Annotated in this window: 25 protein-coding genes; 9 read left to right on the plus strand and 16 right to left on the minus strand. The window is 70.3% G+C overall.

Annotated features, from left to right (window positions below):
• Positions 1-203 precede the first annotated feature (203 nt).
• The 3 genes from ABZT04_RS25495 to ABZT04_RS25505 all read right to left on the minus strand — a co-directional run bounded on the left by ABZT04_RS25495 (position 204) and on the right by ABZT04_RS25505 (position 2,583).
• Complete coding sequence (locus ABZT04_RS25495; RefSeq protein ID WP_356059296.1) at positions 204-1,247, minus strand: NUDIX domain-containing protein; 1,044 nt, start codon at positions 1,245-1,247, stop codon at positions 204-206.
• 139 nt (positions 1,248-1,386) lie between these two features.
• Complete coding sequence (locus tag ABZT04_RS25500; RefSeq protein ID WP_355901722.1) at positions 1,387-1,581, minus strand: hypothetical protein; 195 nt, start codon at positions 1,579-1,581, stop codon at positions 1,387-1,389.
• A gap of 30 nt (positions 1,582-1,611) precedes the next feature.
• Positions 1,612-2,583, minus strand: coding sequence for a TIGR01777 family oxidoreductase (locus ABZT04_RS25505; RefSeq protein WP_356059297.1), 972 nt, complete (start codon positions 2,581-2,583; stop codon positions 1,612-1,614).
• 202 nt (positions 2,584-2,785) lie between these two features.
• On the opposite strand from ABZT04_RS25505, the gene ABZT04_RS25510 reads away from it, so the two are divergent.
• The gene (locus ABZT04_RS25510; RefSeq protein WP_356059298.1) at positions 2,786-4,819 is read left to right on the plus strand and encodes an NPCBM/NEW2 domain-containing protein; all 2,034 of its coding nucleotides are present in this window, start codon (positions 2,786-2,788) and stop codon (positions 4,817-4,819) included.
• A 33-nt stretch (positions 4,820-4,852) separates the two neighbouring features.
• On the opposite strand, the gene ABZT04_RS25515 is transcribed toward ABZT04_RS25510, so the two are convergent.
• On the minus strand, positions 4,853-5,806 hold the full coding sequence (locus ABZT04_RS25515; protein WP_356059299.1) for an ROK family protein: 954 nt from the start codon (positions 5,804-5,806) through the stop codon (positions 4,853-4,855).
• A 208-nt stretch (positions 5,807-6,014) separates the two neighbouring features.
• On the opposite strand from ABZT04_RS25515, the gene ABZT04_RS25520 reads away from it, so the two are divergent.
• Both ABZT04_RS25520 and ABZT04_RS25525 read left to right on the plus strand, forming a co-directional pair.
• On the plus strand, positions 6,015-7,052 hold the full coding sequence (locus ABZT04_RS25520) for a LacI family DNA-binding transcriptional regulator (protein WP_356059403.1): 1,038 nt from the start codon (positions 6,015-6,017) through the stop codon (positions 7,050-7,052).
• A gap of 6 nt (positions 7,053-7,058) precedes the next feature.
• Positions 7,059-7,838 carry a hypothetical protein gene (locus ABZT04_RS25525; protein ID WP_356059300.1) on the plus strand — a complete coding sequence of 260 codons (780 nt, stop codon included), beginning with the start codon at positions 7,059-7,061 and terminating at the stop codon, positions 7,836-7,838.
• Here ABZT04_RS25525 and ABZT04_RS25530 read toward each other — a convergent pair.
• Positions 7,784-9,835: a protein kinase gene (locus tag ABZT04_RS25530; protein WP_356059301.1), complete on the minus strand. Its 2,052-nt coding sequence runs from the start codon at positions 9,833-9,835 to the stop codon at positions 7,784-7,786. The two genes, ABZT04_RS25525 and ABZT04_RS25530, sit on opposite strands and share 55 nt — an antisense overlap.
• A 119-nt stretch (positions 9,836-9,954) precedes the next feature.
• Positions 9,955-11,259: an aldolase/citrate lyase family protein gene (locus ABZT04_RS25535; RefSeq protein ID WP_356059302.1), complete on the minus strand. Its 1,305-nt coding sequence runs from the start codon at positions 11,257-11,259 to the stop codon at positions 9,955-9,957.
• Positions 11,260-11,443: 184 nt separating this feature from the next.
• Here ABZT04_RS25535 and ABZT04_RS25540 point away from each other — a divergent pair, with 184 nt between their 5' ends.
• Positions 11,444-12,337 carry an endonuclease/exonuclease/phosphatase family protein gene (locus tag ABZT04_RS25540; RefSeq protein WP_356059303.1) on the plus strand — a complete coding sequence of 298 codons (894 nt, stop codon included), beginning with the start codon at positions 11,444-11,446 and terminating at the stop codon, positions 12,335-12,337.
• A gap of 68 nt (positions 12,338-12,405) precedes the next feature.
• Here the strand turns inward: ABZT04_RS25540 and ABZT04_RS25545 are convergent, their stop codons facing one another.
• The 4 genes from ABZT04_RS25545 to ABZT04_RS25560 all read right to left on the minus strand — a co-directional run bounded on the left by ABZT04_RS25545 (position 12,406) and on the right by ABZT04_RS25560 (position 15,600).
• Positions 12,406-13,368 (minus strand): electron transfer flavoprotein subunit alpha/FixB family protein, encoded by a 963-nt coding sequence (locus ABZT04_RS25545; protein ID WP_356059304.1) that lies wholly within the window; start codon positions 13,366-13,368, stop codon positions 12,406-12,408.
• 61 nt (positions 13,369-13,429) lie between these two features.
• Positions 13,430-14,218 (minus strand): electron transfer flavoprotein subunit beta/FixA family protein, encoded by a 789-nt coding sequence (locus tag ABZT04_RS25550; protein ID WP_356059305.1) that lies wholly within the window; start codon positions 14,216-14,218, stop codon positions 13,430-13,432.
• 244 nt (positions 14,219-14,462) lie between these two features.
• Complete coding sequence (locus ABZT04_RS25555; protein WP_356059306.1) at positions 14,463-14,978, minus strand: flavin reductase family protein; 516 nt, start codon at positions 14,976-14,978, stop codon at positions 14,463-14,465.
• A gap of 208 nt (positions 14,979-15,186) precedes the next feature.
• Positions 15,187-15,600, minus strand: coding sequence for a thioredoxin family protein (locus ABZT04_RS25560; RefSeq protein WP_356059307.1), 414 nt, complete (start codon positions 15,598-15,600; stop codon positions 15,187-15,189).
• A gap of 75 nt (positions 15,601-15,675) precedes the next feature.
• Between ABZT04_RS25560 and ABZT04_RS25565 the strand changes: the two genes are divergently transcribed.
• A complete protein-coding gene (locus ABZT04_RS25565; RefSeq protein WP_356059308.1) occupies positions 15,676-16,092 on the plus strand; it encodes a DUF4395 domain-containing protein in 417 nt (138 codons plus the stop codon).
• A gap of 186 nt (positions 16,093-16,278) precedes the next feature.
• On the plus strand, positions 16,279-17,007 hold the full coding sequence (locus tag ABZT04_RS25570; RefSeq protein WP_318014729.1) for a lysophospholipid acyltransferase family protein: 729 nt from the start codon (positions 16,279-16,281) through the stop codon (positions 17,005-17,007).
• Positions 17,008-17,011: 4 nt separating this feature from the next.
• Here ABZT04_RS25570 and ABZT04_RS25575 read toward each other — a convergent pair whose 3' ends face one another.
• From ABZT04_RS25575 to ABZT04_RS25595, 5 genes are all read right to left on the minus strand, one after another.
• Complete coding sequence (locus ABZT04_RS25575; protein WP_356059309.1) at positions 17,012-17,704, minus strand: phenylalanine--tRNA ligase beta subunit-related protein; 693 nt, start codon at positions 17,702-17,704, stop codon at positions 17,012-17,014.
• A gap of 8 nt (positions 17,705-17,712) precedes the next feature.
• Positions 17,713-18,285, minus strand: a complete 573-nt coding sequence (locus ABZT04_RS25580) for a transglutaminase family protein (protein ID WP_356059310.1) — start codon at positions 18,283-18,285, stop codon at positions 17,713-17,715.
• Positions 18,286-18,370: 85 nt separating this feature from the next.
• Positions 18,371-19,450, minus strand: a complete 1,080-nt coding sequence (locus ABZT04_RS25585; protein WP_356059311.1) for a low specificity L-threonine aldolase — start codon at positions 19,448-19,450, stop codon at positions 18,371-18,373.
• Positions 19,447-20,193: an SDR family NAD(P)-dependent oxidoreductase gene (locus tag ABZT04_RS25590; protein ID WP_356059312.1), complete on the minus strand. Its 747-nt coding sequence runs from the start codon at positions 20,191-20,193 to the stop codon at positions 19,447-19,449. Before ABZT04_RS25590 ends, ABZT04_RS25585 begins: the two co-directional genes overlap by 4 nt.
• A 38-nt stretch (positions 20,194-20,231) precedes the next feature.
• Entirely contained in the window at positions 20,232-21,629 is a 1,398-nt protein-coding gene (locus tag ABZT04_RS25595) for a DUF6421 family protein (protein ID WP_356059313.1), read from the minus strand.
• Between the two features lie 393 nt (positions 21,630-22,022).
• Here ABZT04_RS25595 and ABZT04_RS25600 point away from each other — a divergent pair, with 393 nt between their 5' ends.
• On the plus strand, positions 22,023-22,706 hold the full coding sequence (locus ABZT04_RS25600) for a glycerophosphodiester phosphodiesterase family protein (RefSeq protein ID WP_356059314.1): 684 nt from the start codon (positions 22,023-22,025) through the stop codon (positions 22,704-22,706).
• A gap of 3 nt (positions 22,707-22,709) precedes the next feature.
• Here the strand turns inward: ABZT04_RS25600 and ABZT04_RS25605 are convergent, their stop codons facing one another.
• Entirely contained in the window at positions 22,710-23,249 is a 540-nt protein-coding gene (locus tag ABZT04_RS25605) for a GNAT family N-acetyltransferase (protein ID WP_356059315.1), read from the minus strand.
• 77 nt (positions 23,250-23,326) lie between these two features.
• On the opposite strand from ABZT04_RS25605, the gene ABZT04_RS25610 reads away from it, so the two are divergent.
• Together ABZT04_RS25610 and ABZT04_RS25615 are read left to right on the plus strand one after the other, a co-directional pair.
• Positions 23,327-23,719, plus strand: a complete 393-nt coding sequence (locus ABZT04_RS25610; RefSeq protein ID WP_356059316.1) for a VOC family protein — start codon at positions 23,327-23,329, stop codon at positions 23,717-23,719.
• 96 nt (positions 23,720-23,815) lie between these two features.
• Positions 23,816-24,583 (plus strand): VOC family protein, encoded by a 768-nt coding sequence (locus ABZT04_RS25615; protein ID WP_356059317.1) that lies wholly within the window; start codon positions 23,816-23,818, stop codon positions 24,581-24,583.

Genomic DNA, 24,583 nt, shown 5'->3' on the forward strand with positions numbered 1-24,583 from the left:
GACGGCCGCGAGAGAACTGAGCTGCGCAAAGACGTTAGGGCCCGGATGTACCTTCTTCACGTTCTTGTTCATACCGGGAAGGCGACGATTCACCCTCGCTTTGTTATCGGAATGACCCACGCCCCGTAAAATCGCCAGGTCGTGTCCCCGAATAGGCAAAGTCCCGTCCAACATCGTTGATCAGACCGCAAATTCACTGACCGTCAGCCGACCGGGACTCCGGCCTCCAGATACAGCGCGGCCCCGCGTTCACGGGCCCGCAGCGCCCACCGCAACCGCTCGTAGCGGACCGGGGGCAACAGGTCCGCGGCTTCCTGTTCGCTGGCGAAGCACCAGCCGCGCAACTCGGGCCCGGGCAACAGCAGTCGGTCGGCCTCCGCGGCGTCCAGCCGGCCGCCGTCGAAGAGGAGGCGCAGTCCGCCGTAGCCCGGCGGTACGGGAGATTCCCAGTCGACGACGAGCAGCCGGGGTACGTCGTCGAGCACGATCCCGGTCTCCTCGGTGACCTCGCGCATGCCGGCCCGGGCGGGTGCCTCGCCGGGTTCGACGACCCCGCCGGGGAACTCCCAGCCGGCCTTGTAGGTGGGGTCGACGAGCAGGACGCGGTCCTGTTCGTCGAAGAGGAGCACTCCGGCCGCGAGGGTCTCGGAGGTGGGCTCCGGGGTCTGCACGATGTCACAGACGGGCACGGTACCGCTGCCGACCGCCCCGGCGATCCGGGTGGCCGTCTCGTAGGGGGTGAGCGCGCTGGTGTCGACGAGATGGGCGTCGGCGGTGAGCCAGGAGGCGAGCGCGGCGCGGTACGGCTCGATGTGGTCGTACGCCCACTGCTGCATCCGCAGCTCGCCGTCGGGGAGGTCCGGGGGGATCTCCCGGGCGGCTATTCGCTCGCGCAGGATCGTTTCAGCCGGAGCCAGGAGGACATGCCGGACGGCGATCCGGCGCGCGGCGAGACCGCCGAAGATCTCGTCGCGGTACTCCTGGCGCAGCACGGTCATCGGAACGATGAGGGTCCCGCCCAGCTCGGCGAGCATGGCGGCCGCCGTGTCGATCACCAGCCGCCGCCAGATCGGCAGGTCCTGGAAGTCGCCGACCTCCGCGAGATGCTTGGGCGGGAGCAGGCAGGACAGTGTTCCGCCGATGACCTCCGGGTCGAAGAGCGTGCTGTTCGGGATCAGGTCCATCAGTTCCCGTGCGGTGGTCGTCTTCCCCGCACCGAACGCGCCGTTGATCCAGACGACGGTCACAGTTCCCCCTCTTCTGTTGGCCCCCTGAGGCTTGCCCGTTCCACCCTGCCACGGAAACCAGCCCCAGTTGAGAGCGCGCATACGACGGCGCCGGTGCCCCCTCCGGCGAGGCACCGGCGCCGTGCGCTTCAGACCGGTATCAGCTGTTCTGTCCCAGGGCACCCTCGTCGACGGCGAGGCTGCCGTCGCTGACGAGGTGGTCCACGGAGCCCACGGTGTCCTTGACGTTCAGATCGCCGAGTACGTCGTGGTCGTGGGAGTGCGACGGAGTGATCGCGGCGACGACGAACCCGGTGGCGAGGGAGGCGATGGCGAGCATGCTGCGCTTCTTCATGCCCCGTTCAACTGGCGAAGCGCGCCGGGGTCACGCCCGGACCGCCCGCCGGGTGGAACCGGCCCCGCCCCGGGCCCGCCGTACGAGATCCACGGCCGCCTCGGGCCACTGCGGATGATCGAAGGTGAACCCCTCCGCCAGCAGCCGTCCCGGGACGACCCGCCTGCTCTTCAGGAGGAGTTCGGTGTCCGAGCGCAGGGCGAACGCGCCCAGTTCCGCCATCCACCTGGTGGCGGGCAGTCCCACGGGGACACCACGGGCGGCCCGCAGGACGCGCATGAAAGCGCGCTGCGGGAGCGGTCCCGGGGCGGCGAGGTTCACCGGTCCTGCGATGTCGTCGCGGTCGACGAGGAACTCGACCGCGCGCACGAAGTCCTGGTCGTGGATCCAGGAGACGTACTGGGCACCGCCCGCGACCGGACCGCCGAGCCCGAGCCGGACCAGCCCCGACAGCACGTCGAAGACACCGCCGCGGTCGGGGCTCATCACCATGGCTGCGCGCAGCGCGACCTTGCGGGTGTGCGGGGTGTCGGCGCGCTCCTGCGCCAGCTCCCAGTTCCTGGCGATCTCCACGCTGTAGGACCAGTAGCGCGGGACGTCCGGTTCGGCGCCGCCGATCAGGCCGGTGGCCTCGTCGTTGGGGGCGTCGTAGCGGTGGGCGTAGACGGTGGCGGTGCTCATCTGGAGCCAGACGCGCGGCGGTCGCGCGGCGGCGGCGATGGCCTCGCCGACGACCCGGGCGGAGTGGACGCGCGAGTCCATCATCGCCTTCAGATTGGCCGGCGTGTAGCGACAACTGACGCTGCGGCCCGCCAGGTTGATCACGACGTCGCTGCCGTCGACCTCCCGGGCCCAGGACCCCAGCCTCTCGCCGTCCCACCACACCTCACCATCACGCGTCGGCCGCCTGCTCAGAACGACGACCTCGTGCCCGGCCGCGGTCAGAGCACGGTTCAGCACCGCGCCCACCTGTCCCGTACCACCGGGAATGACGATCTTCACAGGGCTCCCCCTTCGGTTCGGAGTGAGCCTAGCGCAGAAACTTGAACACGTTCAAAAGCAGTCAGCTCGGCCTTCTAACATCCGATGTACCGGTGCCTCACCAACCCTTTCCAACAGAGTCCAACACGCCCTAACGTAAGCGCACATTGATGACACGTACATGCAGTCATCCCATCTTTCGCGAGTCCGGAGGAACGTCACCATGCGTCACCCCCACACCCGCACGACCCGCCGAAGACTGGTCGGGGCGCTCGCCGCAGGGCTGCTGTGCACGGCGGGCCTCGCCGGGCCGGCCGTCGCCGCCCCCGTGCAGGATCCCGTCTCGCCCGCCCTGGCCGACGGTCAGGCGCTCACCCCTCCCATGGGGTTCAACAACTGGAACTCCACCAACTGCCGTGCCGAGTTCAACGAGTCCATGGTCGAGGGAATAGCGGACCTCTTCGTCGACAAGGGCCTCAAGGCCGCCGGCTACCAGTACGTCAATCTCGACGACTGCTGGGCCCTGCCCTCCCGTGACGCGGACGGCGAACTCGTCCCCGACCCGGTCCGCTTCCCGCACGGGATCAAAGCGGTCGCGGACTACGTGCACTCCAAGGGACTCAAGCTCGGCATCTACACCAGCGCGGGCACCAAGACGTGCAACGACGCGGGGTTTCCGGGCGCCCTGGGCCACGAGTACAGCGACGCGCGGCAGTTCGCCGACTGGGGCGTGGACTATCTCAAGTACGACAACTGCAACAACCAGGGCGTCGACGCCAAGTCGCGCTACACCACCATGCGCGACGCCCTGAGGGCGACCGGCCGGCCCATCGTCTTCAGCATCTGCGAATGGGGCGAGAACAAGCCCTGGGAGTGGGCCTCGGACGTCGGACACCTGTGGCGCACGACCGGTGACATCAGCGACAACTGGGGCTCGATGCTGTCGATCCTCAAACAGAACCTCCCGCTCGCGCAGTACGCCGGCCCCGGCCACTGGAACGACCCGGACATGCTGGAGGTCGGCAACGGCGGCATGACGGACACCGAGTACCGCTCCCACTTCTCGATGTGGTCGATCATGGCCGCGCCCCTCCTCATCGGCTCGGACCTGCGCAAGGCCACCGACGCGACCTTCGACATCCTCGACAACAAGGAGGTCATCGCGGTCGACCAGGACCCGCTGGGCAAGCAGGGCGCGGTCGTCTCCTCCGAGGGCGGACGCTGGGTCGTCGCCAAGGAGATGAAGGACGGCAGCCGTACGGTGGCCCTCTTCAACGAGTCCGGCAGCGCTCAGCGCATCGCCACGACCGCGACGGCCGTCGGCCTCCCCGGCGCCCGCGCGTATACCCTGCGCGACCTGTGGCAGCACCGGAGCTACAACACCGCGGGCACGATCTCCGCGACCGTCCCGGCCCACGGCACGGTTCTCGTACGGGTCTCCGCCGACCGGCACGCGCTCAAGAACCCGCCCGCCGTCGAACTCGGCCTGGACGGCACCCCGTTGATCCAGGCGGCCACGAAGACCCCGCTCACCACGACCGTCACCGACCTGGGCCGGACGACCGCCGAGCACGTCTCCGTCGCCCTCTCGGGGCCCACCGGCTGGAAGATCCGGGCCACGTCGCCGACGACCGCGCGGGCCGTACCGACCGGCGGATCGCTGCGCACGAAGTGGACGGTCACCGCACCCGCGGGGACGCCGACAGGGTCCTACGACCTGACGCTCAAGGCGAGTTACCGCTCGCCGAGCGGTGCGCGGGCCGGCGACACCCTGCCGTTCACCGCGTCCGTGGTGGTGGCTCCCCCGGCGGGAACCTCGTACCTCGGTGACCTGCCCTGGCTGTCAACGACCAATGGATACGGGCCCGTTGAGCGCAACACCAGCAACGGGGAGAGCGCCGCGGGAGACGGCCATCCGATCACCCTGGGCGGAGTGGTGTACGCCAAGGGGCTCGGTGTCCACGCCGCCAGCGACGTGGAGTACTACACCGGAAAGGCGTGCGAGAAGGTCACCGCGGACGTCGGTGTGGACGACGAGAAGGGCGCCAACGGCACCGTCGCCTTCGAGATCTGGGCGGACGGCACCAGGGTCGCCTCGACCGGCGTCCTCACCAACGCGATGCCCGCCCAGCCGGTCACGGCGGACGTGACCGGCGCCCAGGTGGTCCGGCTCGTCGTCACCGACGGCGGTGACGGGATCGACTCGGACCACGCGGACTGGGCGGACGTTCAACTCACGTGCCGAGCAAGGGCGTAGGCCACTGAGCGAACGTTTCGTCCGCTCGGTTCCTCACACCCCGGCCGAGGTCGTGCTCGCCCGCCCGGCGAGCGCGGCCGCGGCCGCTCCCACCAGCCCGGCGTCCGTGCCCATCTGAGCCGGCGTCACCGTCAGGCGCTGCACGAAGGACAGCGTCGCGTAGTCGCTCAGGGCCTTGCGGAGCGGCGTGAAGAGCACGTCGCCCGCCTTGCCCACGCCGCCGCCGATCACGGCGATGTCGATCTCGACGAGGGTCGCGGTGGCCGCGATACCAGCGGCGAGTGCCTGCGCGGCCCGCTCGAAGGAGGCCACGGCGACCGGGTCGCCGGCGCGGGCCGCGGCGGCCACCGCGGCGGCCGAGGCGTCGCCGTCCGGGCCCGGCCGCCAACCGCCCTCGACCGCCCGCCGGGCGATGTTGGGACCGCTGGCGATCCGCTCCACACAGCCGCGCGAACCGCACGGACAGGCGTCGCCGTCCAGGTCCACGCTGATGTGGCCGATGTGACCCGCGTTGCCGGTCGGCCCGGGATGCAACTGCCCGCCCAGGACGAGGCCGCCCCCGACGCCCGTGGACACCACCATGCAGAGCGCGTTGGCGTGCCCGCGCGCGGCGCCCTGCCAGTGCTCGGCCGCCGTGATCGCCACACCGTCGCCGATCAGCTCGACGGGCAGGCCCCCGGTCGCCGCACGCACCCGCTCGACAAGCGGATAGTCGCGCCAGCCGGGCACGTTGACCGGACTCACGGTGCCCGCGGAGGCGTCCACGGGACCCGCGCTGCCGATGCCGAGGGCGCTCGCGCGGGACCACGAAGGCGATGCGGTGAGCTCCCCGAGCACCTCCTCCACGGCGCTCATCACGGTGTCGCCGTCGTCCTGCGAGGGTGTCGGGCGCTGCGCGCGCACCAGGATCTTGCCGTGGCCGTCCACCAGCGCCCCGGCGATCTTGGTGCCTCCGATGTCGAGCGCGGCCACGAGGTCGGTGTGCATCACAGTGTCAGATCTCCCCGTCAAACATGAGGTACCACCAGAAGGTGAGTTGGGCCGGTCTCGCGGTGGGGGCGCAGGCCGGAGATATCGGTGGACAGTCTCTCTCGCATATGACAACGTTGTCCAGGCTCTATGCTCGACGCCACATCCTCATACAAACCCATGGACCTATGCATCCCCCGTGGACGACAGGACAGGACAGCGCATCGTGCCAGAGACCGCCCGCCGCCCCGAGAACCGCTACGGCAACCGTCCGACCATGAAGGACGTGGCCGCACGCGCCGGTGTCGGCCTGAAAACGGTGTCACGCGTGGTCAACGGCGAACCGGGCGTCACCCCGGACACCGAGCGCCGCGTCCAGGAGGCGATCGACGCCCTCGGCTTCCGTCGCAACGACAGCGCACGCGTCCTGCGCAAGGGCCGCACGGCCAGCATCGGTCTCGTCCTGGAGGACCTCGCCGACCCGTTCTACGGCCCGCTCAGCCGCGCGGTCGAGGAGGTCGCCCGGGCCCACGGCGCCCTGCTGATCAACGGCTCCAGCGCCGAAGACCCGGACCGCGAGCAGGAGTTGGTGCTGGCGCTGTGCGCCCGGCGCGTGGACGGACTGGTGGTGATCCCGGCCGGGGACGACCACCGCTATCTGGAACCGGAGATCAAGGCGGGCGTCGCGACCGTGTTCGTGGACCGTCCGGCCGGACAGATCGACGCGGACGTCGTCCTTTCCGACAGTTACGGCGGCGCGCGCGACGGCGTCACCCACCTCATCTCCCACGGCCACCGGCGCATCGGCTTCATCGGTGACATGCCCCGCATCCACACCGCCGTCGAGCGACTGCGCGGCTACCGGGCCGCCATGGAGGACGCGGGCATACCGGTCGAGGACGCCTGGATGTCCCTCGGTGTGACCGACCCCGTGCGGGTGCGCCGGGCGGCCGAGGAGATGCTGACCGGCCCCTCCCCCGTGACCGCGATCTTCGCCGGCAACAACCGTGTGACGGTCACCGTCGTCCGGGTCCTGGCCGAACAGTCCCGCCGGGTCGCCCTCGTCGGCTTCGACGACTTCGAGCTCGCCGACCTGCTCCAGCCCGGCGTGACCGTCGTCGCCCAGGACTCCGCGACCCTCGGCCGCACGGCCGCCGACCGCCTCTTCCGCCAACTGGACGGCAACCTCATCGCCCCGGAGCGCATCGAATTGCCCACCCGGCTGATCACCCGGGGCTCGGGCGAGCTGCCGCCGACGGACTGAGGGCTCGTGGACGACCGTACGTTGGAGGCCCTCGGACTGGCTCGGGCCCCACGCGAGGAACCCCTCACCTACCCGGGCGCCTGGCCCGCCACCTCCGGACTCCTCGTCGGCGACCGGCTGTTGCCTCTCGACGATCGCGTCACGTACGAGGACAGCACCCCGGTCCTCGCCATCGGTTCCAACGCCTGTCCCGGCCAACTGCGGCACAAGATGGCGGAGTTCGGGATCACGTCTCCCGTCCCGATGGTGAAGGCGCGGGTCACGGGTGTCGGCATCGGCGTCTCCGCGCATGTGAGTCGCATGGGTTACGTCTCGGCGTCTCCCGTCAACTCACCCGGCGTCGTACGGGAGTTGTTCGTGACGTGGTTCGAGGCGCGGCAGCTCGCGGTGGTGGACGCGAGCGAGATCGCCTTCGACCGGGTGTGGTTGCCCGGGTCCGAGTTCGGCTTCGAGCCGGAGTCGGGGGTGTTGCCAGAGGGCGTGTACGCCTACGTCAACCGGCATGGGGTGCTGCATGACGGTACGGGCGTACCGCGCCGGCATCCGGGCGAGCGGGCGCTGCTCACCGAACTGCTGGGCGGCTCGGCGGAGTTGAGGAAGCTGTTCGGGCGGACGCCGGAGAAGTTCTGCAGGCGGGCGCGCGCGGACCGGGAGTTGTGCGAGCGGGGTACCCGACTGTTCCTGGAGGAGGGGATGGTGACGGTGTCCGGCCTGGAGGGCTTCGGACAGCTTCAGCAGACCGGCAGCCCCGGGACCGGCTCGTCGTTGTCGCCACCCTTGATGTAGACGTCGCTGACGTAGACGTTCGTGTTGCCGCTGTCGTCGTCCGTCCTGGCCCACCAGACGTTGGTCCACTGGCCGTAGGTCTCGCGGCGGCCCAGGTTCTGCTGGCAGAAGAAGTAGTTGGTCCCCGCGCCGAGGACACCGGCTTCGTTGCCGGACGCGGTGTAGGACTTGGCGCTGTGCCACACCTGGCAGTTGTACTTGCCGCCGCCGATGGACTGGCAGGCGGCGGGGCTGGGACTGGGGCTGTTCCCGCCCGTCGTCGGGGTGGTTCCGCCGCTGGGGGTCGTGGACCTGCCCGGAGCGGCGCTGGAAGCCTTCCCCGCTCCCGTCCCCTCTCCCTTGCCCGTGTGCTGCTGCGTCGGCGCCTGGGACCCGTCGTCGCCCTGACCGGTGGGCTTGGGGTCGATCGAGCGGTCGGCGTCGGTGCGTCCGGTGGGCGAGGCGGGGCCGATCACGTCACCGGCCGGGGGTGAGCTGGGTCGCGAAGTGACGGACGTGTCCCCGGAGTTGGCCAAGCGGGCGACGAGGACTCCGGCACCGGCGAGGACGACGGCTGCCGTTGCGGCGGCCATCAGGACGCGTGCCTTGCGGCGGGGCGGGTCGGGTCGGGTCATGGGGCCGGTCGGGTGCGTTGCGGGGGTGGGGGGCGGGCCGAAGCCTTGGGGCGCGGATGTGGGAGGGGGCGTGGTGGCGGGCCGGTGGGTGCCCGAGGCAGGTCGCCCTGGAGAAGCGGGGCCCTGCTCTCCTGATGCGGGCGGGTATGCCGCACTCGATCCGTAGGCCGTTGCTTCAAGTCGCCCCGGCTGCCCGGGTATTGAAACTCCGGACCCGGAACGCCCCGAGGCCACGGTTCCGGCGTTCTCCGGTCCCGCCTCCCCCGGTGTACCACCGCTCTCCGGCTCACCGCCTGCGACCGGGTCGACGGCGCCGCCCCTCGGCCCAGCCGGAGCCCCGGCCCCCGCGGACCCGAGCCCCTGCCCGATCTCCGTCGCCTCAGCGGCCTCGGCTCCCTCAACTCCCGCCCCGACCTCGCCCCGTACCGCGCCCGCTCCCCCAAGGCCCGCCGTACGAGCCTCCGTTGACTCCACCGGTCCGAACCCCGGCGGCACCGCGCGAACCCCGCCCCCGCTCGCCCGCAACGTGGTCGTAGGCGCATCCGTCTCCGGCGCCCCGGCCACCGCTTCCAGCAGCTCCCGCGCCCGGTCGGCGTCAGGGCGGGACTCCGGGCGTTTGTCCATCAGTTGGCGCAGGACGGGGCCGAGGGGGCCCGCCCGGTGGGAGTCCGGCAGGGGCTCGGAGACGATCGCCGTGAGTGTGGAGTAGGTCGAGGTGCGGCGGAACGGTGAGGTGCCCTCGACCGCCGCGTAGAGCGTGGCGCCCAGGGCCCAGACGTCGGAGGCCGGTCCTGGGTCGGCGCCCTGGGCCCGCTCGGGGGCCAAGTAGTCCAGGGAGCCGATGAGTTCGCCGCTGCGGGTGAGGTGGGTGGCGGACCCGTCGCCCGGGTCGTCCATGGTGGCTATGCCGAAGTCCGTGAGGACGACCCGGCCCGAGCGGTCCAGGAGGATGTTGCCCGGCTTCACATCGCGGTGCAGGACGCCGGCGGAGTGGGCGGCGGCCAGTGCCTCCATGACCTTCGCGCCGATTCCGGCCGCCTCGCGCGGGCCGATCGGGCCGCGCTCCGCCAGGACGTCGTCGAGGGAGGGGCCGTCGATCAGCTCCATGACGATCAGCGGGCGTCCGTCGACCTCGGCGATGTCGTGCACGGCGACGACTCCGGGATGGCGGACCCGCGCCGCCGCCCGCGCCTCGCGCTGCATCCGCAGCCGCAGGTCGTCCAGTTCGGGCCCATGGGCGTCGGTGAAGGTGCGCAGTTCCTTGACGGCTACCTCACGGCCGAGGACCTCGTCCACGGCCCGCCAGACGACGCCCATGCCACCGCGCCCCAGCCGGGCCACGACGCGATAGCGCCCGGCCAGCAACCGGTCGGTCCCGTCCACGCGTCCGCTCTCCCCCGAAGGCACCGCCGCTCCGTCCCTGTGGCACAACCATGAACGCCGTACAGCCTACGGGGCGGCAGTGACAACAGCATCCGACGACAACAGCTGTGACAGGTCCGCTACTTGGCGGACGCCGTCAGGTCACCCCGGCGCGGCACCGCGAAGCCCTCCAGGTCCGCCCGGGTCAGCCCGGTCGCCCTCGCCACCTCGGCGATGTCGAGCGCCCCGCAGTCCAGGCCGCGCAGCAGATAGCCGCTGAGGGCCTTGGCGGTCGCGGGCTCGTCCATGACGTCGCCGCCGGCCCGGTTGGCGTAGCGGGTGAGGCGCGCGGCGGCCTGTTCGAAGCCTTCGCGGTAGAAGGCGAAGACGGCCGCGTAGCGGGTGGGGATGTGCCCGGGGTGCATGTCCCAGCCCTGGTAGTACGCGCGGGACAGGGCCCGCCGGGTGAGGCCGTAGTGCAGCCGCCAGGCATCGTGGACCCGAGCGGTGGGACCGACCGGGAGGACGTTCGTGGAGCCGTCCGAGACACGCACCCCGGTCCCCGCCGCCGCGACCTGCATGACCGCCTTCGCGTGGTCGGCGGCCGGGTGATCGCCGGCCTGGTAGGCGGCGGAGACGCCGAGACAGGCGCTGTAGTCGAAGGTGCCGTAGTGCAGACCGGTGGCGCGGCCCTCGGCGGCCTGGATCATGCGGGCCACGGTCGCCGTGCCGTCGGTGGCGAGGATGGACTGGCTGGTCTCGATCTGTATCTCGAAGCCGATGCGTCCCTGCTCCAGGCCGTGCGCCTCCTCGAAGGCCTCCAGGAGGCGCACCATCGCGGTGACCTGCTCGGCATAGGTGACCTTGGGCAGGGTCAGGACCAGTCCCTCGGGCAGCCCGCCGGCCGCCATCAGGCCGGTCAGGAAGATGTCGAGGGTGCGGATGCCCCGCTCGCGCACCGGTGCCTCCATGCACTTCATCCGGATGCCCATGTACGGCGCCGCCGTGCCCTTCGCGTACGCCTCGGCGATCAGCCGGGCCGCGCGGGCGGCGGCCTCGTCCTCCTCGGCGTCGGGGCGGGGGCCGTAGCCGTCCTCGAAGTCGACACGCAGGTCCTCGATGGGCTCGCGCTCCAACTTGGCCCGCACGCGCGCGTGGACGGGCTCGGCGAGTGCGTCGGAGAGGCCGAGGACGGCGGCGAAGGAGGCCGCGTCGGGCGCGTGCTCGTCGAGGGCGGCGAGTGCCCGGTCGCCCCAGGAGCGGATCGTGTCGGCGGCGAAGACGTCACCGGGGACGTAGACCGTGTGGACGGGCTGACGGGTGCCGGGGTCGCCCGGGTAGCGGCGCTCCAGTTCGGCGTCGACCGGTGCCAGGGAGGCGCTGATCTCCTCGCCGACCGCGCCCGCGAGACTCGTCGCCACCTTCTCCTGCTGGCCCTGACCCATCCCACACCCTCCAGTTTTCCGCTCTACGGAATCAACAATCCGTAGAACGAAGTTATCCATGGAGCTTCCCGCCGGTCAACACCCTGTCCACGGCGTGAACCCGAGGCGTTCACTCCTGCCCCGAGGCCCTCTTCCGCCCAGCTCTCCGCCCCTTCATCCTGACTCCCAAGGGGAGGGGATGCACATGTCGACTGTCGGGACGGTGACGCGGCGCGCCGGGCTCACCGCACTGGTGGCGGCAGCCGTCGCCCTGCCACTGATCGGAACCGTGCGCTCCGGGACAGTCCGCAAGGAGACCCGGCTGCTGGACGTCATGACGTTCAACCTGCGCTACGCCAGCAGCGACGAACCCAATAGCTGGAAGGTCCGCCGCCCGGTGATGCGCGATCTGCTGCTCCGCGCGGCCCCCGACATCATCGGCACCCAGGAGGGCCTCTACCAGCAGCTCCAGGACATCAAGCACGACCTCGCCCCGCACTACGACTGGATCGGCGGCGGCCGCAAGGGGGGCAGCCACGACGAGGAGACGGCGATCTTCTACGACACCCGCCGACTCGCCCCCGTCGAGTACGACCAGTTCTGGCTCTCCGACACACCCGCCGTGATCGGGTCGAACACCTGGGGCGGCGCGCATCCGCGCATCGCGACCTGGATCCGCTTCCGCGACCTCGGGGACAACGGACGGGAGTTCTACGTCCTCAACACCCACCTGGACAACGCGAGTCAGTACGCACGCGAGCGTGCCGCCACCCTCATCGCCGAACGCATAGCGGGCCTCGACCGCTCCCTGCCGTTCGTGGTGACCGGCGACTTCAACACCGCCGCGTACACCACCTCGGTCTACGACACGATGCTGGGCGCCGGCTTCAGGGACACCTGGGACGCGGCGGCGGGCCGCGGGGAGCTGTACGGGAGTTTCCACGGCTATCGTGCGCTCGTGCCGGGCGGTGCGCGCATCGACTGGATCCTGGTCACTCCGGGCATCACCGTGCGCCGGACGACCCTGGACACCTTCTCCGAGAACAGCCAGTTCCCGAGCGACCATCTGCCCGTGCGGTCCACCATCAGCCTGGGATGAACGGCCCGTGACACGCGAGGGCCCCCACGACCGCGCGGGTCGCAGGGGCCTCGTACAGCCTGGCGGGATCAGCCCTTGCGGGTGGTGATCTCCTCGGTGAGCTGCGGGACGACGTCGAAGAGGTCGCCGACCACGCCGTAGTCGACGAGGTCGAAGATCGGGGCCTCGGCGTCCTTGTTGACGGCCACGATCGTCTTCGAGGTCTGCATGCCCGCGCGGTGCTGGATGGCGCCGGAGATGCCGTTGGCGATGTAGAGCTGCGGGGAGACGCTCTTGCCGGTCTGGCCGACCTGGTTGGAGTGCGGGTACCAGCCGGCGTCGACCGCGGCACGCGAGGCGCCGACGGCCGCGCCGAGGGAGTCGGCGAGGGCCTCGATGATCGCGAAGTTCTCCGCGCCGTTGACGCCGCGGCCGCCGGAGACGACGATCGCGGCCTCGGTCAGCTCCGGGCGGCCGGTCGACTCGCGCGGGGTGCGGGCGGTGACCTTGGTGCCGGTGGCCTTGTCGGAGAAGGTGACCGCGAGGGCCTCGACGGTGCCGGCGGCCGGAGCGGCCTCCACGGCGGCCGAGTTGGGCTTGACCGTGATGACCGGGGTGCCCTTGGCCACGCGGGTCTTGGTGGTGAAGGAGGCGGCGAACACCGACTGCGTCGCGACCGGGCCGTTGTCGCCGGCCTCGAGGTCGACGGCGTCGGTGATGATGCCGGAGCCGATGCGCACCGCGAGGCGGGCGGCGATCTCCTTGCCCTCGGCGGAGGACGGCACCAGGACGGCGGCCGGGGAGACGGAGTCGTAGGCCGCCTGGAGGGCGTCCACCTTGGGGACGACGAGGTAGTCGGCGTACTCGGCGGCGTCGTGGGTGAGCACCTTCACCGCGCCGTGCTCGGCGAGCGCGGCGGCGGTGTTCTCGGCACCGGAGCCGAGGGCGACCGCGACGGGCTCGCCGATACGGCGGGCCAGGGTCAGCAGCTCCAGGGTGGGCTTGCGGACGGCGCCGTCCACGTGGTCGACGTAGACGAGAACTTCAGCCATGGGAATGGTCTCCTGCGTGCTTGCGAAGTCTGAGGGGCGGTGAGCGAGTTGAGCCTGGGCCTTAGATGAACTTCTGGCCCGCGAGGAACTCGGCGAGCTGCTTGCCGCCCTCGCCCTCGTCCTTGACGATCGTGCCGGCGGTGCGCGCGGGGCGCTGGGCCGCGGAGTCGACGGCGCTCCAGGCGCCTGCCAGGCCGACCTCGTCGGCGTCGATCTCCAGGTCGGAGAGGTCCCAGGCCTGAACCGGCTTCTTCTTGGCGGCCATGATGCCCTTGAAGGACGGGTAGCGCGCCTCGCCCGACTGGTCGGTGACCGACACGACGGCCGGCAGGGAGGCCTCCAACTGCTCGGAGGCGCTGTCGCCGTCACGGCGGCCCTTGACCACACCGTCCTCGACGGAGACCTCGGAGAGCAGCGTGACCTGCGGGACGCCCAGGCGCTCGGCCAGCAGGGCGGGGATCACGCCGGCGGTGCCGTCGGTGGAGGCCATGCCGGAGACGACCAGGTCGAAGCCGGCCTTCTCGATCGCCTTGGCCAGCACCAGGGAGGTGCCGATGGCGTCGGTGCCGTGCAGGTCGTCGTCCTCGACGTGGATCGCCTTGTCGGCACCCATGGACAGCGCCTTGCGCAGGGCATCCTTGGCGTCCTCGGGGCCCACGGTCAGGACGGTGATCTCCACGTCGTCGTCCGAGTTCTCGGAGATCTGCAGCGCCTGCTCGACCGCGTACTCGTCGAGCTCGGAGAGCAGACCGTCCACGTCGTCCCGGTCGACGGTCAGGTCATCGGCGAAGTGCCGGTCGCCAGTGGCGTCGGGCACGTACTTCACAGTGACAACGATCCTCAAGCTCACGCCGGCTCTCCTACTGCATCGTCATTTTTCGGCTGCCTACTTCCAGGCAGCATAGGCGCCTAGAACGGCCGTTCCCTGTGGGGGCGACCGGTGCTCCGAGCGAAATATTACTCACCAGTACGCACCACTACGCTCCCCCAAGGGGTGCCCGCTAAGCAAGCGCTTTGAACTGTGACCTGTGCAACGCAGCGTAATCGGAACTCGACACTTTCGCAGGGCGGCCCGTCACCCCGGGCGAGTGGCCTCAGTCACGCAGCCCGTTGAAGCGCCCCTGGTGGTAGAGGAGCGGGCGGCCGGAACCGGCGGGATCGCCGAGGACGACCTCGGCCACGACGATGCGGTGGTCCCCGGCGGGCACGCGCGCGACGACCCTGCACACCAGCCAGGCGAGCACGTCGTCGAGGACCGGCACGCCCTCGGGCCCCTCGCGCCAGGCGGTGGGCGCCCCGAACCGGTCGGCGCCGCTGCGCGCGAAGGTGGCGGCCAACTGCTCCTGGTGCTCGCCGAGTATGTGCACGCCGACATGGTCGGCACCGGATATCGCCGGCCAACTGGAGGCACCGGTGCTGATCCCGAAGGACAGCATCGGGGGCTGCGCCGAGACGGAACTGAGCGAGGTGGCGGTGAAGCCGACCGGACCGGCGCCACCGCTCGCGGTGATCACCGCCACACCCGCCGCGTGCCGCCGGAAGACGGAGCGCAGCAGGTCGGGAGAGGCGAGTTGGGGAGTACGGGTGCCGAGATCGGGCGTGGCCGGCATGGAGTTGTCCTTCTGCGGAGGGGACGAGCGGGGACCGTGGCTGCTCAACAGCCCGGACAGCGCGCGCTCGCGGTGCGGGCGAGGTCGACGTGCACCCGCCCGAAGAGAAGGAGTTCCGAAGGCATACGGTCAGGCTGACGATAGGTGGTGCGCGCAGTCAAGTACGTTCCGGCATATGGGAGATGCCTCACCGTAGTCGTCACAGCCGTCAGACCGCCTCCCCCAGAGCCGCGATGACATCCGCCTTGCGGGGGAGGCCGGTGGCGCGGCGTACGACCCGTCCGTCGGCGTCGAGGACCAGCACGGTGGGGGTCTTCAGGATGTCGAGTTCGCGTACCAGCTCCAAATGGTCCTCGGCGTCGATCTCGATGTGACGGACGCCCGCGACCATGTCGGCCACCTCGCCCAGCACCCGGCGCGTGGCCCGGCAGGGCGCGCAGAACGCGCTGGAGAACTGCACCAGGGTGGCCTTCTCACCGAGGTCGCCGCCCAACTCGGCGGCCCCGAGCCGTTTTCCGCCGTCGCGCCCGCGCACCCGCACTCTCCCGCTCCGCCGCCGATGCAGCACTCCGTAGGCGCTCGCCACCGCGAACACCGCCACGCACACCATCAGTCCGGTCATCCCCGGCTTCAGCGTTCACGAGACTGCAAAGATTCCCAGCACTACGAATCGATTTCGCTGCGGAATCCTGGGTTCATGGACATCGACGTGAGAGGGCCGCGCTTCGGGGCGGCCCTGACGACCGTAGTACTGGCGGTCGTGCTGATCACCGGCAGCTTCTGGCTGCTGGCCTGGCAGACCCTGGCGTTCGCGCTGGGCGCGGCGGGCGGCGTGGGCCGTTCGCCGTACGGCTGGCTGTTCCGGACGGCCGTACGGCCCCGGATCGGGCCGCCGACCGAGTTCGAGTCGCCGCAGCCGCCGCGGTTCGCGCAGGCGGTCGGGCTGGTCTTCGCCGGGTTGGGTCTGGTCGGTTTCGGCCCGGGTCCCGAGTGGCTGGGGCTCGCGGCGGCCGGCGCCGCGCTCGCCGCCGCCTTCCTCAATGCCGCTTTCGGGTACTGCCTGGGGTGCGAGATGTACCTGCTCGCGCGTCGCGTCACAGTACGTGCACAGTAAAGACAATTTAAAAGCCCGAGGTGGATCAAGTGATGGACGTGACGAGGATCTCGCCGTTCTGCGGCACGAGGACTGGCCACTCGTCCGTTCTTGGGGCACGATCTGCGCAATGCCGTAAACCTACGGCGGCGTAACTTTCCCGCCCGGAGAACCCCTTCCAGGCAGAGAGAAGGGTCCACCCCGTCCATGGCTGAGCTTGTCTACCGCCCCGTCATCGGTCTCGCCCAAACGCTGTTCAAGGCCTGGGACCTCAAGATCGACTGCAAGGGGTCGGAGAACATTCCGCGCTCGGGCGGCGCCGTGCTGGTCAGCAATCACATCAGCTACCTGGACTTCATCTTCGACGGTCTCGCCGCGCTGCCGCAGAAGCGCCTGGTGCGCTTCATGGCGAAGGAGTCGGTGTTCCGGCACAAGATCTCCGGTCCGCTGATGCGCGGCATGAAGCACATCCCCGTGGACCGCAAGCAGGGCGAGACGGCGTACCAGCACGCACTGGATTCACTGCGGTCCGGCGAGATCGTCGGCGTCTTCCCCGAGGCGACCATCTCGCAGTCCTTCACTCTGAAGAGCTTCAAGTCCGGTGCCGCGCGCATGGCCCAGGAGGCCGGTGTCCCGCTGATCCCGATGGCCCTGTGGGGCACGCAGCGCCTGTGGACCAAGGGGCACCCGAAGAACTTCAAGCGCAGCCACACCCCGATCACCATCCGGGTCGGCGAGCCGGTGGAGGCTCCTCAGGACCAGTACGCGGGCGCGATCACCCGTCGACTGCGCGAGCGCATCCAGGAGTTGCTGGAGGCCGCCCAGCGCGCCTACCCGGTGCGGCCGAACGGCCCGGACGACACCTGGTGGATGCCCGCCCATCTCGGCGGCACCGCGCCGACCCCTGAAGAGGTCAAGGCGGCCGAGGCCCGCTGAGCCGTCATGCCGGGGCGTGGACGGAGATCCGCGCCCCTGGGCTGAACTTCCCCAGCAGTTCGGCGAGTTCGGCACCGGCGTCCTCGACGTCGGCCACCGGCATGGGCGCCAGGCTCTCCAACAGGAAGACGGCGGAGGTCGATTGCTCCGTGAGCCTGGTGCGCGGCCCCTGCCGCCAGTTCCAGCGGCGGCAGGTGACCCCGGCCGCGTCACGCCAGACCACCTCGCCCGCGTCCGGGTGCTCGACGACCTCCTCGCCGCCCGAGACGGTCACGAACTCCTCGTCCCCGACGGCCCGTTCGAGCACCATCCCGCCCTGGATGCGGTCGGTGTCCTCACCGCCCACAGGGATCAGGTGGGCGACACTGATGGCGTTGTAGAGGTCGACCAGGAGATTGATCCGGGGCAGCCCGCCGTCCGAGAGCGCCCTCTTGGCCAGCGCCTCCGCCGAGTTGCGGGTGCGCGACGGCTTCGATCCGAACGCCGTGTACACCTCGCGCCAGGCCGCCATGTGCGGGTCCTCGTGCGGGGCCCGACCGTCGAGTCGCACGGCGAGCCGGCGGGCCGCGTCGTCGAGGAGCGCCGAACTCGCGCCGGTGCTCGGCCCGTTGACCAGTCCGTGCGCCTCGATCGCGAGATGCGTGAACCCGGGGGCGAGGGCGCGGACTTCGTCGGACACGGTCAGTGTGAGAGCCATGGCTTGCCTCAGAGTGCGGTCGGGAGCGTCTTCCACAGGTACGGCCGGTCGGGGGCGGATTTGAGGGCGCTCAGCACGACCGGATGCGGTTCAGCGTACAGGACCGGATAGTCCAGCTCATTGAACTCCGGATCCGGTACGAAGGCCAGCCGCTCGCCGTCGAGGGAGAACTGCGCGTCCACGCCCGGCTTGTTGCCGCGCGGATCCTGCCGGTGCCAGGCCCCGTTGAAGCGGACGGCCACCAGACCATGCACCACGTCGAACTTCTGGTAGCACAGCGCCGTCGGGATGTCCTCGGCGCGCAGCAGCGCGGCGAGGGCGTGCGCCTTGGCGTAGCAGATGCCGGTGCCCTGCTCCAGGACGTCGGAGGCCCGCCAGGTGACGCGCAGGTCGCCGGAGTCCTGCGAGTGGGGAATGGCGTCCCGCACGAACTCGAACGCCAACCGTGCATAGCCATACGAGTCTGCGGCACCGTCGGCCAGCCGCGCGGCCGTCTCCCGTACGAGAGGGTGCTCGTGGTCGATGACCTCGTCGGCGGCCAAGTAGGCGGACAGGTCGGGGGCGTTCTGGATCAGCTCCATGACCGGAGAGCATAGGAAAGCGATCACCCGAGAGTCAATGACTTTTCAGACGACCGCATACCTATGCATGACCTCCTGCGGCCCGTCAGCGCGCCATCTCCTCCTTAAGCGCCGCCACGAAGGCGTCCACGTCGTCCTCGGTCGTGTCGAAGGCGCACATCCAGCGGACGTCGCCGGCGGCCTCGTCCCAGAAGTAGAAGCGGAACCGCTGCTGGAGACGCTCGCTCACGTCGTGCGGAAGGCGGGCGAAGACGCCGTTGGCCTGCACGGGATAGAGGATCTCCACACCGTGCACCGCGCGCACGCCCTCGGCGAGGCGCTGGGCCATCTCGTTGGCGTGGCGGGCGTTGCGCAGCCACAGGTCCTTGGCGAGCAGCGCCTCCAACTGCACGGAGACGAAGCGCATCTTGGAGGCGAGCTGCATGGACAGCTTGCGCAGATGCTTCATATGGCTGACGGCGTCCTGGTTGATGACCACGACCGCCTCGCCGAACAGGGCGCCGTTCTTGGTGCCCCCGAAGGAGAGGATGTCGACGCCGACCGCGTTGGTGAACGTCCGCATGGGGACGTTCAGGGAGGCGGCCGCGTTGGCTATCCGGGAGCCGTCGAGGTGGACCTTCATGCCGTGTGCGTGGGCGTGGTCGCAGATCGCGCGGATCTCGTCGGGCGTGTAGAGAGTGCCGAGTTCGGTGCTCTGGGTGATCGAGACGACCTGCGGCATCGCGCGGTGCTCGTCGTCCCACCCGTAGGCCTGCCGGTCGATCAGTTCGGGGGTGAGCTTGCCGTCCGGGGTGGGCACCGTGAGCAGTTTGAGGCCGCCCATGCGCTCGGGGGCGCCGCCCTCGTCGACGTTGATGTGCGCGCTCTCGGCGCAGATCACCGCGCCCCAGCGGTCGGTGACCGCCTGGAGCGCGACGACGTTGGCGCCGGTGCCGTTGAAGACCGGGAAGGCCTCCGCCGTGGCGCCGAAGTGGCTGCGGATGACGCCCTGGAGGTGGTCGGTGTAGTCGTCCTCGCCGTAGGCCACCTGGTGGCCGCCGTTGGCGAGGGCGAGGGCGGCGAGTACCTCGGGGTGAGCGCCGGCGTAGTTGTCACTGGCGAAGCCGCGGCTCTCCGGGTCGTGATGGCGTCCGGCCTGCGTAAAAGGGGCCTTCGGAGGGTTCATGGCTTCTCGGTCAGCCACAGACGGTGTCCGTTCACTTCGGTGGCGGGCTTGTCCCAGACGCCGGCGATGGCCTCGGCGAGATCCTTGACGTCGGTGAAGCCCGCGAACTTCGCGTTGGGGCGTTCGGCGCGCATCGCGTCGTGCACCAGTGCCTTCACCACCATGATCGCAGCGGCGGAGGTGGGACCGTCCGCGCCCCCGGCCTTGCGGTAGCCGTCGGCCATGGCGAGGGTCCAGGCCTCGGCGGCGGCCTTCGAGGCGGCGTACGCCGCGTTGCCCGCGGTGGGCTTGCTGGCGCCGGCCGCGCTGATCAGGAGGTAGCGGCCGCGGTCGCTGCGCTCCAGGCCGTCGTAGAAGGCCAGGGAGGTGTGCTGGACGGTGCGGATGAGCAGTTTCTCCAGCAGCTCCCAGTCGGCGAGGTCGGTGTCGGTGAAGGTGGCGCTGCCGCGCCAGCCGCCGACGAGGTGGACCAGGCCGTCGATGCGGCCGAAGTCCTTCTCGATGTGCTCGGCCCACTCGCGGGTCGCCTGCGCGTCGAGCAGGTCGACCGTGTCCCCGACGACGGTGGCCCCGCCGTGCGCGTAGCGGGCCGCGTCCACGGCCTCCGCCAGGCGCTCGGGATGCGCGTCCGAGCCGACGACGGTCGCGCCCGCCTCCGCCAGCCGCAGCAGTACGGCATGGCCCGCGGGCCCGCCCGCTCCGGCCACCGCGATCACCGCGCCGTTGAGCGCCCCGTTCCCCATGGTCCTCGCCTCCTGAGCCACTTCTGTCGTGCGGTCGCTCACGCGGCGACCTGCTCGGCGCTCTCCACCCGGATCCCCTTGGTCGAGGCGATCACGTTCTTCAGCTTCTTGGAGAGTGCCTCATAGAACATGCTCAGCGGAAACTCGTCCGCAAGCACGTCATCCACGAGTTTCCGCGGCGGCTGGGTCAGGTCCAGGGCATCGGGGCCCTTGGCCCACTTGGAGCCCGGGTGCGGGGCGAGATAGGTGGCGACCAGCTCGTAGGCCTTGAACCAGTGGACGAGCTTGGGGCGGTCGATGCCCGCGCGGTAGAGGTCCTCGATCTCGGCGCACAGCCGGTTGGTGACCTCGGGGGCGCGCTGCCAGTCGATGTGCAGCTTGTTGTCGGTCCAGCGGACGACGCCGTGCTGGTGCAGGTACGCGAAGAGGAGCTGGCCGCCGAGTCCGTCGTAGTTGCGGACGCGTTCGCCGGTGACCGGGAAGCGGAACATGCGGTCGCAGAGGACCGCGTACTGCACGTCACGGGCCTGCGGGACGCCGTCGGCCTCCAGCTTCACGGCCTCCTTGAAGGCGGTGAGGTCGCAGCGCAGCTCCTCCAGGCCGTACATCCAGAACGGCTGGCGCTGCTTGATCATGAACGGGTCGAAGGGCAGGTCGCCGTGGCTGTGGGTGCGGTCGTGGACCATGTCCCACAGGACGAAGGCCTCCTCGCAGCGCTTCTGGTCGTCGACCATCGAGGCGATGTCCTCGGGCAGTCGCATCCCCAGGATGTCGACGGCGGCCTCGGTCACCCGGCGGAAGCGGGCGGCCTCGCGGTCACAGAAGATGCCACCCCAGGAGAAACGTTCCGGCGCCTGGCGCACGGCGATGGTCTCCGGGAAGAGCACGGCGGAGTTGGTGTCGTAGCCGGCCGTGAAGTCCTCGAAGGTGATGCCGCAGAACAGCGGGTTGTCGTAGCGGGTCGCTTCCAGCTCGGCCAGCCAGTCGGGCCAGACCATGCGCAGGACGACCGCTTCGAGGTTGCGGTCCGGGTTGCCGTTCTGGGTGTACATCGGGAAGACGACCAGGTGCTGGAGTCCGTCCCGGCGGTTCGCGGCGGGCTGGAAGGCCAGCAGCGAGTCGAGGAAGTCGGGCTCCTGGAAGCCGTCGTCCGCCCAGCGCTCCAGGTCTGCGACCAGCGCGGTGTGGTAGGCGGCATCGTGCGGGAGCAGCGGGGAGAGCTCCTCGACGGCACCGGTAACGCGGCGCACGGTGTGCTCGACGTCCGCGCGGTCCGGGGCACCCTCGGCCGTGAAGTCGATCGACCCGTCCTTCGACTGCCATGGCCGGATCCGCTCCACGGCATCCTTGAGCACGGGCCATGCCGGATGCTCCACCACCCTGGTCACGGGAGGAACCCGCTCCTCCGTACCCACCTGCACAAGAATTTCAGTCATGCCCCATCCTCCACGGGAGAACCTCGCGTATGGACACCGTATGCGTTCATGGTTTCTCCCAGCAAGGGGAGGTTCCGCAGATTATCCTGCGCGCCCCGGGCCGTCACCGCACTTTTTCCTGCCGGACACGGGGAAGACGATTACATCCGCTGTGACGGGGTAGACACCGACGCGCATGGAACCGGGGTCCGGTTCCGGTCAACGCCCGCGACACTCGTCCACGGAGGAGTGACGGCGACGCGCGGTACAGCTCCAAGTGCGTAGTTGCTCCGTGTACGCGCGGGTACATCGCCGGGTCCGGCCATTAGGCTGCGGCTCTGCCGCGTGGACGCCGGTGTCCGGCCGCGCCCACGCGCGCGTGCCGAGCCGCCGTCGACGGAAGCGAGTTGAACCTTGAACTTCCTTACCATCGGTCACCGCGGAGTCATGGGTCTCGAACCCGAGAACACTCTCCGTTCCTTCGTCGCCGCCGAGCAGGCCGGCCTCGATGTCATCGAACTCGATCTGCATCTGAGCAAGGACGGCGCCCTCGTCGTCATGCACGACGCCGACGTGGACCGTACGACCGACGGGACCGGCCCGATCGCCGAGCGGACCCTCGGCGAACTGCGCACCCTGGACGCGGGCCGCGGCGAGCGCGTACCCGTCTTCGAAGAGGTACTGGACGCGGTCGCCTCACCGCTCCAGGCCGAGATCAAGGACCTGGCGGCGGCGCGGGCGCTGGCCGAGGTGATGCAGCGGCGCGACCTGGCCGGGCGGGTGGAGGTGTCGTCGTTCCACGACGAGGCGATCGCCGAGATCTCCCGTCTGGTGCCCGGTGTGCGCACCGCGCTGATCGCGAGCCGTTTCGGCCCCGACGTGGTGGACCGGGCCACCGAGGCCGGTGCCGAAACGGTCTGCCTCAACATCCGCCGGCTGACCCTGGAGGTCGTCGAGGCGGCCCGGAAGGCGGACCTGAAGATCATCGGCTGGGTGGTGAACACCCAGGACCAGCTACGGCTCGTACGCGCCCTGGGGCTTGACGGCGCGACCACCGACTACCCGGAGATCAAACGCACCGGCCGTTTTACGGCATGACCGTCACACCAGCGGCTTGACCAGCAGCTCGAACTGCAGGTCCTCGCGCTGCGGAATGCCGAACCGCTCGTCGCCGTACGGGAACGGGGTCATCCGGCCCGTACGGCGGTAGCCGCGGCGCTCGTACCAGGCGATGAGGTCGTCGCGTACGGATATCACGGTCATGTGCATCTCCCGCACGCCCCAGGTCTCGCGGGCCGTGCGCTCGGCCTCCGCGATGATGACCTTGCCGAGGCCGCCGCCCTGGAGCCGCGGGCTTACGGCGAACATCCCGAAGTAGGCGTGGTCGCCCCGGTGTTCGAGCTGGCAGCAGGCGACGACCTGACCGTCGCGTTCGACGACCAGCAGTCGGCTGTCGGTCGACTTGATGACCGCGAGCACACCCTCGGGATCGGTCCGCTGCCCTTCGAGGATGTCCGCCTCGGTGGTCCACCCGGCCCGGCTGGAGTCCCCCCGGTAGGCGGACTCGATCAGCACCACCAAGGCGTCCGCATCGGCGTCGGTGGCGTCTCGGAACGTGAGTCCGGTGGCGGCGGTTTCCATGGTGCACAACTCCGATCAGGGGCGCGGCTCGGGCAGGGACGAGAGTAACGCGACTCGGGCGACTAGGCTCCGGCCGCATGGTGCACGTACTGAGCAGCCGAATCCTGTTGCGTCCCGGCGATCCCGAGCGGTCCCGCGCTTTCTACGGCGAGCAGTTGGGACTGGCCGTCCACCGGGAGTTCGGCACAGGCCCGGAGCGCGGGACCGTCTACTTCCTCGGCGGCGGCTTCCTGGAGGTATCCGGGCGCTCCGACACCCCGCACTCCCCCGCCGTACAACTGTGGTTGCAGGTCGCGGACGTGGAGGCCGCGCACGAGGAGCTGCGGGCGAAGGGGGTCGAGATCGTGCGGCCGCCGGTGAAGGAACCCTGGGGGCTGATCGAGATGTGGATCTCGGATCCGGACGGGACGCGGATCGTGCTGGTGGAGGTGCCGGCGGATCATCCGTTGCGGTATCGGCCGGGGATCTAGGTCCACGGCGGGCGGGGCGCCCCTGCCCGCCCGATGGCCGGGGTCGCGGCCCGGGCATAGCGTGCTGGGAGGGGAGTTCTCTGCGGAAGGAACGCCATGAAGCTCGACAAGCCGGTGACCGGTGGGCCCTGCTGGACCGAGTTGGGGACCAGTGATCTGGAGGCGGCCAAGCGGTTCTACTCGGACCTGTTCGGCTGGCGTACGGAGACCGATCCCCGGCAGGAGGCGGGCGGTTACACGGTCGCACACGTCGGGGACGCGGCGGTCGCCGCGCTGACGCCGCTGTACCAGGAGTCGCAACCGGTGGGCTGGAACCAGTCGTTCGCCGTGGCGGACGCCGACGCGGCCGCGGAGAAGGTGCGGGCGGCGGGCGGGACGCTGGTGATGGAACCCGTCGACGTGTTCGACATCGGGCGCTTCGCGGTCGCTCTGGATCCGGGCGGTGCCGCCTTCCAGATGTGGCAGGCGCGGACCTTCCCCGGCGCCGGGTTGTTCAACGCGCCCGGCTCGCTGGGCTGGGTGGAGCTGCTGACGCGGGCGCCCGAGCGGGCGGAGACCTTCTACACGGCGGTGTTCGGCTGGACCGTCCGCCCCTCGGAGCACTACCCGCAGTGGGGCATCGACGGCGCCGACTTCGGCGGCATGATGACGATGGACGAGAAGTTCCCGCCGGAAGTGCCCCCGCACTGGCTGCCCTACTTCTCCGTGATCGATGTCGACGCCACCGCCGCCACGGCGACGGAGGCGGGCGGCGCGGTCCTCATGGAGCCCACGTCCGTCGGCGACGTACGGCGGATCGCGGTGCTGCGGGATCCGCAGGGCGCGGTGTTCGGGGTGTACGCGGCGGCCGACGAGGCGGGCTGA

The sequence above is a fragment of the Streptomyces sp. NPDC005492 genome (assembly GCF_040605995.1).
Taxonomy (GTDB): Bacteria; Actinomycetota; Actinomycetes; order Streptomycetales; family Streptomycetaceae; genus Streptomyces.